The 16,781-nt window shown below is 48.2% G+C and carries 15 protein-coding genes; 5 read left to right on the plus strand and 10 right to left on the minus strand.

Going from position 1 to position 16,781, the window contains the following annotated elements; genetic code table 11:
- The first annotated feature begins 410 nt into the window (after positions 1 to 410).
- A complete protein-coding gene (locus tag BIT28_RS21895) occupies positions 411 to 839 on the plus strand; it encodes a universal stress protein (RefSeq protein ID WP_075767081.1) in 429 nt (142 codons plus the stop codon).
- Between the two features lie 120 nt (positions 840 to 959).
- On the opposite strand, the gene BIT28_RS21900 is transcribed toward BIT28_RS21895, so the two are convergent.
- The gene (locus BIT28_RS21900) at positions 960 to 1,835 is read right to left on the minus strand and encodes a helix-turn-helix domain-containing protein (protein ID WP_139310505.1); all 876 of its coding nucleotides are present in this window, start codon (positions 1,833 to 1,835) and stop codon (positions 960 to 962) included.
- 210 nt (positions 1,836 to 2,045) lie between these two features.
- Here BIT28_RS21900 and BIT28_RS21905 point away from each other — a divergent pair, with 210 nt between their 5' ends.
- On the plus strand, positions 2,046 to 3,197 hold the full coding sequence (locus BIT28_RS21905; RefSeq protein ID WP_075767083.1) for a Kelch repeat-containing protein: 1,152 nt from the start codon (positions 2,046 to 2,048) through the stop codon (positions 3,195 to 3,197).
- A gap of 111 nt (positions 3,198 to 3,308) precedes the next feature.
- Here the strand turns inward: BIT28_RS21905 and BIT28_RS21910 are convergent, their stop codons facing one another.
- A complete protein-coding gene (locus BIT28_RS21910) occupies positions 3,309 to 4,304 on the minus strand; it encodes a YdcF family protein (protein ID WP_075767084.1) in 996 nt (331 codons plus the stop codon).
- Positions 4,305 to 4,509: 205 nt separating this feature from the next.
- Between BIT28_RS21910 and BIT28_RS21915 the strand changes: the two genes are divergently transcribed.
- Positions 4,510 to 4,905 carry a VOC family protein gene (locus BIT28_RS21915; protein ID WP_075767085.1) on the plus strand — a complete coding sequence of 132 codons (396 nt, stop codon included), beginning with the start codon at positions 4,510 to 4,512 and terminating at the stop codon, positions 4,903 to 4,905.
- A 77-nt stretch (positions 4,906 to 4,982) separates the two neighbouring features.
- Here BIT28_RS21915 and BIT28_RS21920 read toward each other — a convergent pair whose 3' ends face one another.
- Complete coding sequence (locus BIT28_RS21920) at positions 4,983 to 6,611, minus strand: AMP-binding protein (RefSeq protein WP_175577588.1); 1,629 nt, start codon at positions 6,609 to 6,611, stop codon at positions 4,983 to 4,985.
- Positions 6,612 to 7,213: 602 nt separating this feature from the next.
- Here BIT28_RS21920 and BIT28_RS21925 point away from each other — a divergent pair.
- Both BIT28_RS21925 and BIT28_RS21930 read left to right on the plus strand, forming a co-directional pair.
- On the plus strand, positions 7,214 to 7,675 hold the full coding sequence (locus tag BIT28_RS21925; RefSeq protein WP_075767087.1) for a TetR family transcriptional regulator: 462 nt from the start codon (positions 7,214 to 7,216) through the stop codon (positions 7,673 to 7,675).
- 35 nt (positions 7,676 to 7,710) lie between these two features.
- A complete protein-coding gene (locus BIT28_RS21930; RefSeq protein ID WP_075767088.1) occupies positions 7,711 to 7,902 on the plus strand; it encodes a hypothetical protein in 192 nt (63 codons plus the stop codon).
- A 363-nt stretch (positions 7,903 to 8,265) separates the two neighbouring features.
- On the opposite strand, the gene sstT is transcribed toward BIT28_RS21930, so the two are convergent.
- The 7 genes from sstT to BIT28_RS21965 form a co-directional block, all read right to left on the minus strand.
- Positions 8,266 to 9,507, minus strand: coding sequence for a serine/threonine transporter SstT (gene sstT / locus BIT28_RS21935; RefSeq protein ID WP_075767089.1), 1,242 nt, complete (start codon positions 9,505 to 9,507; stop codon positions 8,266 to 8,268).
- 286 nt (positions 9,508 to 9,793) lie between these two features.
- Positions 9,794 to 11,500 (minus strand): BatD family protein, encoded by a 1,707-nt coding sequence (locus BIT28_RS21940; RefSeq protein WP_075767090.1) that lies wholly within the window; start codon positions 11,498 to 11,500, stop codon positions 9,794 to 9,796.
- Between the two features lie 7 nt (positions 11,501 to 11,507).
- Positions 11,508 to 13,379, minus strand: coding sequence for a VWA domain-containing protein (locus tag BIT28_RS21945; RefSeq protein ID WP_075767091.1), 1,872 nt, complete (start codon positions 13,377 to 13,379; stop codon positions 11,508 to 11,510).
- Positions 13,372 to 14,337: a vWA domain-containing protein gene (locus BIT28_RS21950; RefSeq protein ID WP_075767092.1), complete on the minus strand. Its 966-nt coding sequence runs from the start codon at positions 14,335 to 14,337 to the stop codon at positions 13,372 to 13,374. The genes BIT28_RS21945 and BIT28_RS21950 overlap by 8 nt, the downstream gene beginning before the upstream one ends.
- Entirely contained in the window at positions 14,330 to 14,857 is a 528-nt protein-coding gene (locus BIT28_RS21955; protein WP_075767093.1) for a DUF4381 domain-containing protein, read from the minus strand. The genes BIT28_RS21950 and BIT28_RS21955 overlap by 8 nt, the downstream gene beginning before the upstream one ends.
- Complete coding sequence (locus tag BIT28_RS21960; RefSeq protein ID WP_075767094.1) at positions 14,850 to 15,791, minus strand: DUF58 domain-containing protein; 942 nt, start codon at positions 15,789 to 15,791, stop codon at positions 14,850 to 14,852. Before BIT28_RS21960 ends, BIT28_RS21955 begins: the two co-directional genes overlap by 8 nt.
- A complete protein-coding gene (locus BIT28_RS21965) occupies positions 15,788 to 16,744 on the minus strand; it encodes an AAA family ATPase (RefSeq protein WP_075767095.1) in 957 nt (318 codons plus the stop codon). The genes BIT28_RS21960 and BIT28_RS21965 overlap by 4 nt, the downstream gene beginning before the upstream one ends.
- Between the last annotated feature and the right edge of the window lie 37 nt (positions 16,745 to 16,781).

The raw sequence follows: 16,781 nt of genomic DNA on the forward strand, positions 1-16,781 counted from the left end.
TCAACGTCTGCCGTGACGGATGAAGAGACTAGTACGCTTGTCATTACGATAGTCAAATTCAACGTATGCTTGTTCATTTTTTAGCGCTCCACCAATAGATTGTTGTGTTTTTTTATTGTTCTTTTTTATGTTTATAAGCATAGCTAAGCTTGGCTCACCAACCATCCCATCCCATGAATAATTGGCTCTTTGTTCTTGTTAACTTGCAAATGAGACAAAGTATTGTTTTTGATATTCTTGAAATAGCCAAAGTAAAGTAGAAATACTTATATACCCGTTAAATAGTTAATACAGATTTAGAGCTGATTTTCAGGTGGGGCATAGGTCTATGGGCCCTTTATTTAAAAATGGAAATCATAAGGGTAGTGATTGGCTAAACTTATACAAGAACCCTGAGCAGGGGAGTAATTATGAGTTATAAGCACATTTTAGTAACGGTAGATCTCTCCGTTGAAAGCAGGCTGTTATTTGAAAAAGCGGTTAGCCTTGCTCGTGATTTAAATGCGAAACTGTCTCTTTTTTATGATGGAGAACTTTGTCATGAAGAATACACCTATACGGCTTTTGACCCTAGGTATGCTATGCCCAATAAAGTGTATGAGGATAATACACCTGAGAGGCATCTGAAGGAGTTACTGGACGGTGCGCAATTTTCTATTCAGAGTACCTTTGTTGGTAGCGGTAATCTTATTGAAGAAATAGAGCGTGCTATTAAAGAATTAGATATAGATCTTGTGGTCTGTGGCCATCACCACAGTTTCTGGCATCAAGTCTCCTCGTCAGCTAAACAGTTACTCAAATCCTCTTCAGTCGATCTTCTGGTTGTGCCTTTGAAATAGAAGAGCCTACTCCTGCCATGGAGCAGGAGTGGATAGTCTGCATTGTAGTTTGCTCGCTATATCTTTGGCTTCAGAAAGGAGGGGGATGATAACTGAGGCTATAGAGCTGTGTCGTGAGCGTTATCGATTAAGCGAAATAGAGCCTATAGCGTAAGGGCCATGAGCGTCAGGGTCTTCTTCGTTGTGCAAAGTGAGCCAATATCCTTCTGCTGGGCCGGACCGTGGCATATGGATAACAGCCGTTCCAATCCACATCTCTGAGCGTGCTTCATCGGTTATCTCGTAAACGATGGCCACGGTATCACCGACATGTTTGCCTGACGCCAGAAATAGAGCCTGTTGATGCTTTTCTCCCTCTTGTTTGAGATGTGACCAGAAGATATCGCCTGCCAGCGTTATATCTTCACCGACAGTATGGGTTTTCAGGTTTTTAAGTTCATAGTTATAGAGTTTGGAATGGAAGTTCAATGCCTGGCTTACGTCTTCGGCGTTTAGGTCAATTGCAGTACCGTGGTAAAGCGCTGAATAGGTAGGAGGCGGCTTTATAGTAGGTTGCTGGCTGTTTGATGATAGGAAAAAATACCCAAGGAGCAACACGATAGGCACTAGAAGCAAGGCCGTTAATGGTTTTTGTTTGATATGGGCTGATGTCGGTGAGTTCGATGCGTCTGTGGTAGTTTGTTCTGCCGATATAGCTCTATTTTCTCTATTAGAGAGGTATTTGGGCTCTGTAACCGGTGTGCTCTCGCCGGGTTCAAATTCTTGTGACCACTGCGCTGCCGTGGTGATATCTATTTGCAGTAACTTGGCTATGTTGGCTATTTCATCTTCTTGAAAAGTCACTGGTTTTGTCCACCTCAGATACAGCGTCGATTCGGCGAACCCAACCATTCCGGCTAATTCTTTGATGGAAATCTTACGGTTCTTGCCGTTTTTCTCTCCATCAAGACGGAATTGATTTATCTCGATTTCAAGCTTAGATCTAAGCCTGGCCATATTATCCATATCCTTATAATTCATGTATTTAGAGACTCTAAGAGCTTCATACTACGCCTTTGTCAGGGTTAATTGCAAATCATACATCGCTCACTAAGATGACTCGGAGTTATCAATGTTCGGATAGTTCGCGGCTACCCAATGAATTGCCGTACTTCGTTTGTTGCCCCAGTTTTTTTCGAATAACTTTTTAAAATGGAATTAGTAGCAATGGCTCAATATAAGACTTCTCTTTCTTTACTGGTAACAGTACTCGCATTGTCTGCATGTGGCGGTGGTGGTGACTCTTCTCCAATACAAACGTCAGATGTAACTCCGACGACAACCCCCGCGTCTTATCGTTTAGCGGAAACGTACCAACTGCCTTATAAATATCACATAGGTAACAGTGTCTTTGTTGATGGAAATAAGCTGTTATTCGCTGGTGGTGAATCCGGTGAGCCGAATGGAGCTCGTCATGACGGTCACCCTGCATATGCAACCAGCGCTTATATTCTTGATCTGGATACCGATACACTCACTGAGTACCAGACTAAAGGGAAATCAGGACATGCTATGAGTAGTGGTGCGATTGCCAGCGGTATTGATGAGCCGAAAGTGATAAAACTGGCTCCTAACAAATACGCGATTACGGGCGGCTTTCAGTACACCACAACAGCCTTTGTGCTTGACCATAATAATAAGTCGATTCAAAGCTACGATACCGATATTCAGGTGACAGACAATAGCGGTTTAAATACCACCTCTTTCTTTGCCGATTCGGCAGGTGTTGCTGCACTAGATAATGGTGATTTTGCTCTATTCGGGTTTAATAATGGCCTATTTGGTATGGATACTATCGCCCGCTTTGATGCTAATAACTCGCTTAGTTTTAGTCAGGCCAATGCGGTGCTAACCAAAGCGCGTGGAAAAGCAGATGCATACGCGTTGACAGATGGTCGTATATTACTGGTTGGCGGCTGGGATGGTTCGGCTGATCTCAGTGAAGGCAGTGCGACTCGTCGAGCCGAAATCTATGATCCGGCCGCAGATACTATTCAGAGGGTTGCTGATTATCCTATTCCTAAATTCCAGGGGCAGCACTCAGGTTCCTCGCCGATCAGTGATGGGAAAGTGTGTGTCGGCGAATACACTTACCTGATCGCTGAGGATCGCTGGGAAAAAGGATGTGAAGCTACCCAAACACTTCAAACGGATTTTCACCCTGATGGATATAAGGCCATGCTGATTGCCGAAACAACAGATGGACGACTGGTTTATCAGGAGATAACTTCAGAAACCGATCCGTATGATGATGCATGCAAGTGCAAACCATACAAGACAGGTACCGAAGTATATGTATTTGAAAAGAATAAAAGTTAAACGCAAAGGGACCATGACTGTTTCAGCTTAGGGTTAATTCAAACGCTATAACTCTGTAACTGGCAATACCCGAGTAAATTTATTTTGCTCGGGTATCTTTTCTGAAAGTTATCAGATTTGCACTAGTGGCTCACAGTTAAAAGCGGGTAGCCCGAACCCCCGCAACGCATCGATATAGCAGTTGCGTCGCACTCTGCCGGTTGGTGTGTCGGAGTTGGATAGACCGTCTTTGACGGCGAGGTGGTTGAATGAAATAGGGGAGAGGTTGCTTTCACATTGCAGGGTTTCAAACAGGATCTTAGAGCGGTGAACATGGATTGATGCGCTGATAAGTGTTGCGGATTGTATGTGGTATTGTTTGAGTAACTCCAGGCTCAATCTGGCATTATCTATGGTATTTGTGGCTTTATTCTCTTCAATGATCCTGTCAGGGCAAACACCATTTTGAACTAGCCAGTGTTTCATTTGCTGTGACTCTGTTTTTCCTCGCTTGGCGAGCCCTCCGGTAACAATAACTTGGCTTTCAGTTAGCTGGTTGGCAAGGCGTAGCGTCAGCTCAAGCCGCTGGATAAGTTGAGGAGCCATTGAACCATCATCATTGAGCACATAGCCGAGGGTAATGATTGCATGCTTATTGATCGCATGGTCATCGATGGGGACACGAGAGTGTGTAAAGTTGGAGAGAGTGTCGATTATTGGCGTTGACAGTATCTTGTCGAGTATAGCCAGAAGCCCTCTGACATTAGCCTCGGAGGCCTTATCGATAAGGTGTAGTTGATGAAGGTAAAATTCGACGTGACGCTCATCTCCCTCATGGTGAGACCAAACTGCCAAGTAGGTTAGTATTTGGCATCGTTCAGAGTCCGAATTGGCATTCATTAAGCAATGCTGGTAACGGTTTAGGGCGTAGGTAATCTCCCCGCGGAAAGTCAGCATATTGGCGATAGTGACAGGTAAGCCCAAATGAGCAGGTAACTTCGGTATGGCCTTGGCAAGATAGTACTCTACGGCTTCAAGGTTGGTGACAAGGTTGCCATTCAATGGATACTGCGTGCGGTTTGAACTGTTATAGGCATCTAAAGCCTGCTGTAGATTGGTTATCGCCATTTCCCTTCTGCCTAATACCAAACCCAGTTTTATATTTATTAATCAGGATGCTACAGATGGTTTATAAATTCAAGCAAACGTGCTGCTGTTAAAATTAAATGAAAAATGGGACAAAGAAACAGGAAGCCTGACGAATTCGGCTACTGTTAACTGTACAGAAACGTCATTGTTTTTGAGCAGTGTTATCAAACAGAAGGAGCGAATAATGGACACGAGATTCAAGCAGCACGGGGCATTTAGCTGGTCAGAGCTTGTGACGGATGATCCGGAGAAAGCCATTGCGTATTACAAGGAAGTGATTGGTTGGGAAGTAGAAGCAATGCCGATGCCAGAAGGGGTCTACCATGTGTTGAAAGTGGATGGAGAGCCTGTCGCTGGCATTATGGCCAAACCGGCAGAATACAGCGAAATGCCAAATTGCTGGGGAACCTATATTACCGTTGATGATGTTGATGCCACGCTGGCAAAAGCGGAATCAGCCGGGGGTAAGGCTGTTTATCCGCCAATGGATGTACCTGGCGTCGGCCGAATGTGCGCAATTGCCGATGTAGGTGGTGCCGTTGTTTCGATTATTACTTATGAAGACAGCGAATGTGAATAGAAAAACCGCCTGAGCAATCAGGCGGTTTTAGTATTACTTGCAGTAGTGTTTAGCCAATTAGCCTATTTCTTGCGTGACTACTCTTCCCACTGAACCAGCTTGTCTTTTGGCCAGTTTGCACCTACATCGTGATATTTCTTCTCAAGTAGGTGACGTTTGATTTTAAGCGTTGGTGTCAGAATGCCGTTCTCGATGCTCCACGGCTCTTTAATCATCAGCACACCTTTAATTTTGGCATGAGACTCCAGTTCTTTGTTGATAGTCTCGATAACCTGGTGGGCTTTACGTTCGTAACGCGCATGGTCGAAATCAGGGAATTCATGTGGAACTGCCAGCAAGATAGGGCCGGGCATTCCCGAGCCGACGACACACATCATCTCGATGTTGCTCAGCTCAAACAGGCGCTTTTCAATTGGCACCGGTGCAACGAACTTCCCTTTGGCAGTTTTGAAGGTATCGTTCTTACGGCCCTGAATAGACAGGTAGCCTTCGTCATCAATAAAGCCGATATCGCCAGTATGTAGCCAGCCGTCTTTGTCGAAGGAGGCTTTACTGGCTTCTTCGTTTTTATAGTAGCCGGAGAACATGCCCTCTCCGCGAACCAGAATCTCTTCATCAGCGGCGATCTTAATCTCAATACCAGGGCCGGCATTACCGACTGTACCGATCTTATCGCTGCGGAATGGATGGTTGATGGTGCTGTAGGCGAAGGATTCTGTCATTCCCCACGCTTCAGTGATATTCAGGCCGATGTTTTCGTACCAGCGCAGCAGGGCAGGTGAAACCGGCGCAGAGCCACAGCCAAGTACACGGGCTTTGTCCAGACCCAGACCATCAGCAAGTTTACGTTTGATAACTCCCGATATGAACGGGATTTTGAGTAAGATGTTGAGCCTGGCTTGCGGCAGCTTCTCAAGAATTCGCTGTTGGAACAGGGTCCATAGGCGTGGAACGGAAATAAACAGCGTCGGGCGGTGCATCTTCATATCTTCGATAAAGGTATCCAGTGATTCTGGGAAGGCAACCTGAATACCGGCCATTACGGAAGAGCCGAAGATATAGACACGTTCTGTGATGTGAGCCAGCGGCAGGTAAGAAAACAGCCTTTCACCTTCTTTCATACCTATATGGTCGAGGATTCTCTGTGCCGACCAGGCAAAAGCACCGTAGGTTAGCATGGCACCTTTTGGTAGTCCGGACGTACCCGATGTATACACAATCGACATCAGGTCTTCAGGTTTATGTTCCGGACGCTCTTCAGAAGGCTTGCTGTCTGCGACCAGGGTGTCAAATTCAAACTTACATTTCGGCGCACTCGGGTAAGAGAAGGAAATAGTCGGTAAATCCGGATGGTCGGCCAATACAGAGCTGATTGCTTTATCGTCATCCAGTTTACCGATAAGCAGCGCTTTGGATTCACTGTGAGTAATACAGTGATTAACTGTTTCTGCCCCTGCTGTCGGGAAAATAGGGACACTGATGTAGCTACCCAGCATTAGGGCAAGGTCGGTGATGAACCACTCGGCGCAGTTCTTGGACATTAGCGCAACACGATCGCCCGGCTGAATCCCCATACTTCTTAGTGCACTGACTAGGGATAATGCCTTGTCAGCAACTTCAGCAAAGGTGTAGTCGACAAACTTGCGATCAATAATTTGGCGCAGGAAAACTTCGTCCGGGCGCTCTTCTGCCCACTTCAAAATCATTTCATTAGGTAGAGGCTGCGTCATGAGTGTATCCCTTAAGCGATCCGTGGGCAGAGGTAAAGTCATAGTCTCGTCCTTGTAGATGTTATCGCAATGTTAAAATAAATGGTTTCCTACTGGTCCGTCAAGTGTCTATTTTTCATTAAACTCCTGTAATTAAGTATGAAAAAAGACACTAACTTGTCAAATAAAAGCGATAGTTCAGAAAAAATTTAAGCACAAAATTTAAACATGTGTATGATTTTTTTGCGGTTGAAAGAATGCAACAGAATGAGTAGTGGCGTAACTATTTGTTTTTTAATATTATTGATGGTCGTCGTGTTGTTTTAGGCACAGATTACAAATTGTTATTACTTATGCATATAAGTGAATTACACCGTGATGACATGTGCTACATGACGTGATATGTGACATGGTTTGGTATTTAGTTCTGAGTTTTTTATTAGAGCTTGAAAAATATATAAAACTAGGAAGAATACTAGTTAACGGGATAGCATTTTGTAATACTGCTAACATATTAACAACCAAAGCCGTTACAACATGCCATCGGGAGGTGTCCGGTGGACTTTTTGTTGATGTGAAAAATATAGAGTCAACTCATTATGCCAAAGCGTAGTAAAGAAGATACAGAGATTACAATCCAGACGATCATGGATGCCGTGGTTGATCAAATATTGACCCTGGGCTACGACAAGATGTCGTACACGACCCTGAGTAAGCAAACTGGCATCTCTCGTACCGGGATTAGTCATCATTTTCCGAAAAAGCAAGATTTTGCCAACGCGTTAGATGGCAGAATTTTTCGTCTGTTTGTCGAAAAGCTTGATTTAGATAACGGCATGGATGGGTTCGTAAAGAGCTGGCTAGCTGCGCTTGATGATGAAAAATTCCAGGCAACCTTGCGTTTGCTTTTCCATCATATTGCCTCTTCCGAGTTAACGAATGACTTTGCCAAGCATGGGATCGAACGTCTGTATGCGCTGTGTAAAGAGCGCTTTGGTGATGAAAGCGCGAAAGAGCTAGAGTGGCTGCTAGGAAAATCACTAATTAGCCTGGTTAAGTAATGATCGAGTTTATATCGAACGAGTGAGATAAATATATGTTGAAATATATCATGTTAGCTTTGGTCGGCATCGGTATCTATATCGGTGTGACCTATAAAGACCAGATTGAAGATGCTGTGAACTCACGTCCGATGGAAGAAGTACAGGATATGCTTGAATCAGCGTCGGATCAGGTTTCAGATAAGGCGAGTGAGCTCTCAGAGCAGCTGGAAGAGCTAAGTAACTAGAAGCAACTAATACCAATCTACATAAGTATTTGATCATTCTTGCTGGTTAAAATCACTTTTAACTGCGTTATGAATTTTGTAATTAGAGTAACTAGTTAGCTGCAATTCATGCCTTGTTCTAAGTGATTTTTCCTGCGCAACTATCTGAACAACTACTTATCCAGATTGGTATAATGCTTGGTCAAAGAAGAAAATCGAATACAAAAGAGGCAGCCCAAAGGCTGCCTCTTTTCATTACGGTTGCAGAAAGAGTCGCTTATGATTTCACTGTTTCAGCATTTNGCTTGGTCAAAGAAGAAAATCGAATACAAAAGAGGCAGCCCAAAGGCTGCCTCTTTTCATTACGGTTGCAGAAAGAGTCGCTTATGATTTCACTGTTTCAGCATTTGCAACCTTCGCTTCTTCTGCCTTGCAAGCTGCGGCAGTAAAGATAACGTCAGTTGAGCTGTTCAGGGCAGTTTCTGCTGAATCCTGAATTACACCAATGATGAAGCCAACAGCAACAACCTGCATCGCGATATCGTTAGGGATACCAAACAGGCTACATGCAAGCGGGATCAGAAGTAGGGAACCACCGGCTACACCCGAAGCACCACAAGCTGAAACGGCTGCAACCACACTTAGCAGTACTGCTGTTGCGATATCCACTTCAATACCCATGGTGTGTACTGCTGCAAGCGTCAGAACGGTAATCGTGATCGCAGCACCAGCCATGTTGATAGTTGCACCCAGAGGGATCGATACGGAATATGTATCTTCGTGAAGGTCCAGATTCTTACATAGCTGCATGTTTACAGGGATGTTAGCCGCAGAACTACGTGTGAAGAAGGCTGTAATACCACTTTCGCGGATACAACGCAGAACCAGCGGGTATGGGTTTTCTTTGGTCTTATAGAAAACAATCAGCGGGTTAACTACCAGCGCAATGATTAGCATTGAGCCTAGTAGTACGGCAAGAAGGTGACCGTAACCAGCAAGGGCCGCGAAGCCTGTTTCTGCAAAGGTGTTGGCAACCAGGCCGAAGATACCGATTGGTGCAAGGCGGATCACGAAGCGAACAATCAGGGTGATGCCGTTAGATACGTCGTGGAAAACCTGCTTGGTTGCATCACTTGCCTGGTGCAGTGCGAAACCAAGAGCGATAGCCCAGGCAAGAATACCGATGAAGTTACCTGACATCAGTGCATTTACAGGGTTATCAACAATCTTGAATAGCAGTGTATTCAATACTTCAGTAATGCCTTCAGGTGGTGTTGCACCTGTTGCACTTGCTACCAGAGTTAAAGTGGTCGGGAAAAGAAAACTCATAGTAACCGCAGTAAGTGCAGCCATTAGCGTACCGAACAGGTACAGGATAATGATTGGTCTCATGTTGGTGTGAGCGCCTTTCTTCTGGTTGGCGATAGAAGAGGCGACCAGAATAAAGACAAGGATAGGGGCGACTGCTTTCAGGGCACTGACGAACAGTCCTCCAAGAAAGCCAACTTTGACAGCAGCTTCAGGAGATACGGAGGCGAGAAGGATACCGGCAACGATACCGATGAGGATCTGGATCACCAGGCTCCCACTTGCGACTCGGGCTAAAAAGGGTTGTGTCTGATTCATATTACGTCCTGCATAATTTTTTTATATGTTAGGAAGGATTATATATTGCTTCCGAAACATTTTTTAACAGGAAATACGATAATTTTCCACCTTTCTTTTGATAAACTTTCGGTTAACTCACTATTAACATTCTTTTGGCCTGATGCGGTATGTCAGGTTTAGAGCAGGGCTGATTCGATCTGGCTCTTTAACAAATCCCCAAATAGGCAGTCGAAAATGTTAAAAAATAGCTCGCACTAGTGCGAGCTACTCTCATTCATGTATCGATTATGTAAAGCGCTGTTGCCTATTTTTCTGGTACCAAAGGTGCCAGCGCCGAGGTAGTGGTGCTATTTTTTGTTGTTGTTTTTTCTGACTGACCGATTGACTGGATAAGTTGTAGCAGCTTGGCACTATCCCACTTCTCAGGCTGCTTGCTGAAATGTGCCGTCATCATTGCGTGCACGGCCTGGCGCAGTTGTTCCTGCTGCGGGTTGTCAGGGTTATTCTGCGACCATTGCCGATAGTAGGCCTGAACCTTGATAGGGCTGTTGTCTTTGACAGCCTGCTTCATCCCCGCAAGCGGTGCAACGTTCATGACTGGCTGCTTCATCGCGGCAGCCGCTACAATCTGCCGCGAAGCTGCTCTGGCTTTCAGCCATAAGATCGTCGTGATGAGCCATAACCCGGCAAACAAGGCTGTTAACCACGGCCAGTAACCCGAGTCATTGACAACTTGTATGTTGCCAGCTCCGGTTTCCTTGGCAATTGGCGTTGCAGAAGAGGGCTCGGAGCGCAAGGGTAGGTTGAGGCTGTTATTGATGTTGTCGCCCGGCAGTACGGTAATTGCTAGCCCGTCAACCTGGCTTGTCTCCTGTTGGCTGGTTTCTGTGTTCCACCAGTTGATTGATAGCGGCGGCAGCTCAAGCTCGCCTCGCTCCCGAGGGAGTATCACTTGCTTGAGGGTCATGACGGTATAACCATTGACCGTACTGTAAACCGGCTTCTCGTTATAGACCTTAACCTTGTCGGGATATTGAAGGGCAAGGTTAGGCATGCTGCTCTGCTCTGCGTTTTTGATCCGCAAGGTAATGGTTCGGGTAAGGGGATCGCCGACTCGAATTTCCAGGTTATCGGGTTGCCACTGTTGTTCCAGTTGCAGGTCTTGAGTCGGCAGCCATAGCCCCTGATAACTAGCAGGTTTGTCCTTGATGGTAAGCTCAAGGTTGTCGGTTTGCTTTTCTACCGGGATTCTAAGGGTTGAGCCAAAACCCCGGCCACTTTTGACCACATTTCCCCTGAATTCGGCGCCACGAAGCAGAATAGTGCCTGGTTTGGAAGCGGTAATTTGATAGTCTCGGGTGATCACAAGATAGCGGCGACCATTCAGTACCGGCTCGGCCTGACGGTCATCGCCGATCTGCTTCACGTCCAGCCCGTCGCCGGATGGCGCGATTAACGTTGCCTTGCTCATTTGCTCACCGATACGGATCCGGACGGTGTAGCGAATACTCTCACCGACATAGAGTTGGTTTTTATCGATATCGTGATCGACCGTAATATCCGGCTGAGCGGTACTTTGGCTGTTGGCATTGCTGCTTTTTAGCGAGGTGATGGTGATCGGCTCTGTCGTCGTGGCACCAATCCGAAAGCTAGGGATAGTAAACTCCCCGATTTCTTTCGCTGCCAGTGCAACCCGCCATTCGGTGCTGCGTGTGACCGCACCGTTTATCATCGTTGTCCCACTGCTGACGCTGGGTCGTCCGTAGCTGAAGTGCTCTTCGAGCGGCGATAAGTCCAGTGCGCTGGTATTGACATTGTCATCAATTGAAATGGTTAGCTGGAAGACTTCATTGACTGCAACGATGTTCTTGGAAACGGTAGCAACGGCCTGGGCGGCACTGACAAATGACGCCTGCGTGAGTGCGACTATTGCCAGCAGCCTCCAGAGAAACGGTAGGATACGCTTGTTATAGCCAGAGCGGGGAGTGTAGTTGTTCTTCATCATATTCATCTTAGTCTTACCATGAATTCTCTGTCGCGTGAGGCGCCTGCTTCTGACGAGCCTGAAGCAACAGCTGGGCACGGATCAAGGCACTGGTATCATCAGGTACTTGCTCTAGTTTCTTTAGTACCGGATCGCTGGCCGATAACGCACCTTGTGTCTGCTTGTCGAGTGATTGTTCTGCCTGCTGAGGCTCCTCAGGTTGTTCTTCAGTTTCATCCTGTGGCTGACCTGAAGATGCCTGCTGGACATCATTTAGTTCATCACTCTCCTGGTTCTCTCCATGTGGCTGGGAGTCAGGTTGCTGATCGGGCTGATTTTGGGCGCTCTTTTCCGTTTCTGATTGCTGCTCGCTTGCTTGTTGGCTGTCATCAGATTGTTGAGAGTCGCTGTTCTCGCTGCCATCATCATTCTGCTGATTCTGCTGATTCTGCTGATTCTGCTGATTCTGCTGATTCTGCTGATTATCTTGTTGCTCGGTAGAAGATGACTCCTGGTTCTGGTCATTATTTTCATCAGACTGCTGTTGCTGTTGCTGTTGCTGTTGCTGTTGCTGTTGCTGTTGCTCTAGTGCCTGTTTAACTATCTCGAGGTTTTTCCGGGCATCGGCATGCAGGCTGTCTTGATCGAGAACGGATTGATAGCTCTCGAGTGCTTTCTCAAACTCACCGGCTCTGGCGTAGGCATTGCCGAGGTTATAGCGGGATGTGATATCGCCCAGAGGCTTTAGCGTATCGATAGCCTGCTCGTAGTTACCGGCCTTATACTGCGCGACCCCTTTCCATTGGGGGGATGAAAACTGCTCGGCAGCTGACGCATAGCTTTCCTGCTGGTAAGCATCGTAACCAAGCTGATCCCGGTTTTTCCAAGGGGAGGCGAAAGCCTGGTCGACGGGCATAAAGACAAGTACAGCGGCAAGAACAATACCGCGGCGAAACCCGAACAAGGACAGAATGACCAAAGGAATGAGCAGCCAGAACCCGTTGTTCACCCGTTCCACCAGCTCTTTCTCTTTTTCCTTGTCTGCATTGTCCATTGGCTTGGCCGTTGCCGCGACAAGACTGTCAACGTCCCGGTTGGTTGACTGAGTGAGCTGTAACTGGCCGCCAGTTTGTTTAACCAGGGGAAGCAATGTATCAAGCTCGACTTTGGCAACAACTGTGTCGCCCTGGCTATTGGTCAGCAATCTGCCATCAGGCATGCGCACTGGTGCGCCCTGACGGCTGCCGACTGCTAGTATAGAAAGTCGAAAGCGCGTATCAGCCAATAAGTCCTGGGTGGTCGAGGACTCTTGTTCAGACAAACCGTCAGTGATCAGGATAATGTCTCCCTGCTGGTGGCCGGCCTGTTTGAGCAGGGTAATAGCTTCCTCGACGCCTGCAGCGGCATTGCTGCCCTGAAGCGGCATGATTTCCGGCGACAGGTGGGGGATAAGGCTCGATAGCGTGCTGCTGTCTTGAGTCAGGGGGCTTACAACATAACCGTCAGCCGCATAGGTTACCAGTCCGGTACTGCCTTCTTTCCAGCCAGGTAACATATCCAGCGCCTTGTAACGGGCCTGAGTCAGGCGGTTTGGTGTTATGTCGGTTGCGTACATAGAGCGGGACATATCCATCACCAGCACACGGGCTCCCGAAATACTGTAGGCGGGTAGGGTAGCTTTTTCCCAGCTCGGGCCTGCCAGTGCCAGAACGCTGAGTAACCAGCATAAACCCAGCAGTGGAACAAAAGCCGTTGCGGCTTGCTTCTGGTCGAGACCGAGTTTTTCGGCAAGGTGCGCTGCTATCAGCCCGTTGCTGTGCTGCTTGCCCTTTAGCCAGGGGAGTAACAGGCCCAGGGGCAGCAGGGCGATTAACCAGACCGGATGAAGAAAAGTAAAATCAGCCATGACGCCTCCTCATTATTGCAATGATCAGCGAGAAGAGCAGGGCAATAGCCAATGGGTATCGGAACAGTTCCTGTCGTGGGCGCCAGGTCTGCTGCGCAGTGTTGATAGGTTCCATTTGATCAATTAGCTGGTAAATATTCTCAAGTTCCTGAGGATTTCGAGCCCGAAAGTACTGGCCGCCGGTCATATTGGCGATATTAGTCAGCATCTTTTCGTCCAAATCCTGAGAGGGATTAATGGTACGGGTTGAGAAAAAAGAGCGCTGCTGCATCTCTTCAGCACCGATACCAACGGTATAGATAGTGACATTGCTTCGAGCTGCCAGCTCGGCAGCCTCTACCGGATCGATCACTCCGGCAGTATTGGCCCCGTCGCTGAGCAAAATGATCACTCGCTGCGGTGCTTCGCTGTCTATGAAGGTTTTGGTTGCGATACCCAGGCCTTCACCGATTGCTGTACTTTGACCGATCAGGCCAAGTACTGTGCGGCCGAGCTGCTCCTGAACAGTATTGCGATCGAACGTCAGCGGTGTCTGCAGATAGGCATGATTGGCAAACAGCACCAAACCGAGGCGATCGCCTTTACGCTTACCGATAAAGTCATTCAATACCTGTTTGACGGCGGTCAGTCGGTCGATATTGTCGCCGCCGGATGTCACCATGTCCTCGATCGACATGGATCCGGACAGATCGACAGCAAGCAACATATCACGGTGGTCCGGGTTGATTTCGATAGGATCGCCATACCAAACTGGTCGTGCCAGGGCTCCTAGCAGGCAGCACCATGCAATAGCCATGATTGTTTTACGCCAGCGAGTATCGGGTTGTTGCTGTCCGATACCATCGGGTAGCTTGGGCAGGCGGATCGCGACAGGCTGTACAGCAGGCTTAGAAAAGCGATAGACCAGAAAAGGCAGCGGTAGCAGCAGCCATGCCCATAGCCAAGAGAACTCAAACATCTGCGACCTCCGCCTTGGCTGGAAGGTGCTGACTATCCGCGGGTAGACGGGCCTTGCTTAGCCAGAGCTTTGCTTGCTGGTAGCATTGGTTGAAGGCAAATTGTTCGATGCCTTTTCCTGAGAACAAGCCATGTTGCCATTCGGCTGATAGGGCGATAAAGCCACGGTGTTTCTCGGCCAACTGCTGGTCGAGGAATAACAGCCATTGCTCGCCGGTCAGGCTGGCTACATAACGGCGAGAGAAGTAGGTCATTGCCGTTTGGCGCAGTAGCAGGTTGATGTCGCTGAACTGCTCGGGGCTATTGAGGCTTTTTAACAGCCTCAAGGCCTCTTTACGTGCTTTTTGCTGCTTTAGGTGTTGCCTGAGTTTCAGGGCAAGCAGTATCAGAACAACAATCGCCGCAGCAATGCATAACCACCATCCCCATGCGAGCGGCCAGATACCGGGCGCAGGTGACAGGTGGACATCGGCCAGTGGCAGTGATGCTGCGATATCGTTAGGCGTCATTGGATCAGCCATGGTGTTTCTTTATACCTCCGAGTTGCTGCATCAGCGGTTCGGCAGCCGAAATCTGATGAAGTGGAATTGCCAGACTCAAAGCCATATCGTGAATGAAATGCTGGTGGCCGAGGTATTGCTCGTTCAGCTTTTCACGGGTTTTCTTGGCAGAGAAGTCGAGCCAGACAGATTGCCTGCTGTCTGCGACATGTTCCGTCCCTTTAAAGCTGGTTTGTCCTTGTTCAAGCGGGTCATGAACCTGAACAAACTGGATGCGGTTATGCTGTCGCAGCTGGCTCAGGCGGCGTTTGTCTGTTTCGGCGAGCTGGTAGAAATCACTCAGCACAACAATTTCGCTCCCTTTGGGACACAAGTGGTGGAGGTGCTTCAACGCTGCAGAGAAAGGTAGATTATCGCTTTCGTCACTGTGGCTCTGGTGGGCATCAATCAGGGCATTGATGAGCCGAAGCGGCCCTTGCTGTCGGGCTGTCGGCTTACACTCGATTAACTGAGTGCCGGTATAGATAATGGCACCGATCCTGTCTTGCTCGTTGACGGCCAGCCAGCTTAGCAGGCTGGCAAAATGCGCAGCCTGAACGGATTTCAGCATTAGCTGGGAGCCGAACTTCATACTGGCACCAAGATCAACCAGTAACATCACAGGTTGTTCACGCTCTTCGGTAAACAGCTTGGTATGGGTTTTTCCCGTCCTGGCCGTCACTCGCCAGTCAATGGCACGAATATCATCCCCAGCCTGATAGGGGCGAACCTCCGAAAAGTTCATCCCCCGGCCTTTTTTCCGGCTCATATGCTGGCCGTTTAGTTGCGACCACACACTTTGCGCCGGTGGTAGCCAGCGAACAGACTGATTCTTGTATTGCAGCAGTTCTGCCAGGCACAGGTTAACCCCGTCACTGTGCGGCGGCAGAGATGCTGTTACGGGTGTATCTGTCATGCGCAGGCTACCTGGGCAATCAACTGGCTGACAATGGTATCAGCGGCAATGCCCTCGGCCTGTGCCTCGTAGCTTAGTAGCAGGCGATGGCGCAGAACCGGGTAGGCCATTTGCTGGACATCTTCCGGGGTAACGAAGTCACGGCCGCAAAGCCAGGCATGGGCACGGGCACAGCGATCCAGAGCCAGGGTTGCACGAGGTGAGACGCCGAGCTGCAGCCAACCATCAAGCTGATCGCTGTAGCGCTCCGGCTGGCGGGTGGCCATCGTCAGGCGAATAATATAGTGCTCGACTTCTTCTGCCATATGGATTTTCAGCACTTCCTGCCGAGCCGAGAAAATCTCGCGCTGGCTGATTTGTACTGCTTCCGGCTTGTCAATGCCCATGGCTTCGCCGCGGTTAAGGCGCAGAATTTCCAGTTCACTGGCTTCATCCGGGTAGTCTACGTTCAGCTGCAGCAGGAAGCGGTCAAGTTGTGCCTCGGGAAGCGGATAGGTTCCTTCCTGTTCGATAGGGTTCTGGGTTGCCATCACCAGAAAAAGCTCTGGCAGGGAATAGGTTTCCCGGCCTGCGGTAATTTGCTTTTCTGCCATTGCTTCAAGCATGGCGGCCTGTACTTTTGCTGGTGCTCGGTTGATTTCATCAGCCAGTACCAGAGCGTTGAAAATAGGCCCGGGCTGGAAGGTAAACTCGCCGGTTTCCGGACGGAAGATATCGGTGCCGGTCAGATCAGCCGGGAGCAGATCGGGCGTAAACTGTATACGGTGAAAACTGCCTTCGATACAGTCGGACAACACTTTAACTGCACGAGTCTTGGCAAGCCCCGGTGGTCCTTCTACCAAAATATGCCCATCTGCAAGCAGGGCAATTAATAGCTGTTTAACGAGATCAGGCTGACCAATAACCTGGCTGTCCAGGTAAGTATTAAGGCGTTGGAAAGTCGACGTTAGCATAGATTGGTAATGTCCTTGTGAAACAAACAGTCAAACA

Origin of the sequence: Photobacterium proteolyticum, assembly GCF_001939735.1 — a bacterium.
Lineage (GTDB): Bacteria > Pseudomonadota > Gammaproteobacteria > Enterobacterales > Vibrionaceae > Photobacterium > Photobacterium proteolyticum.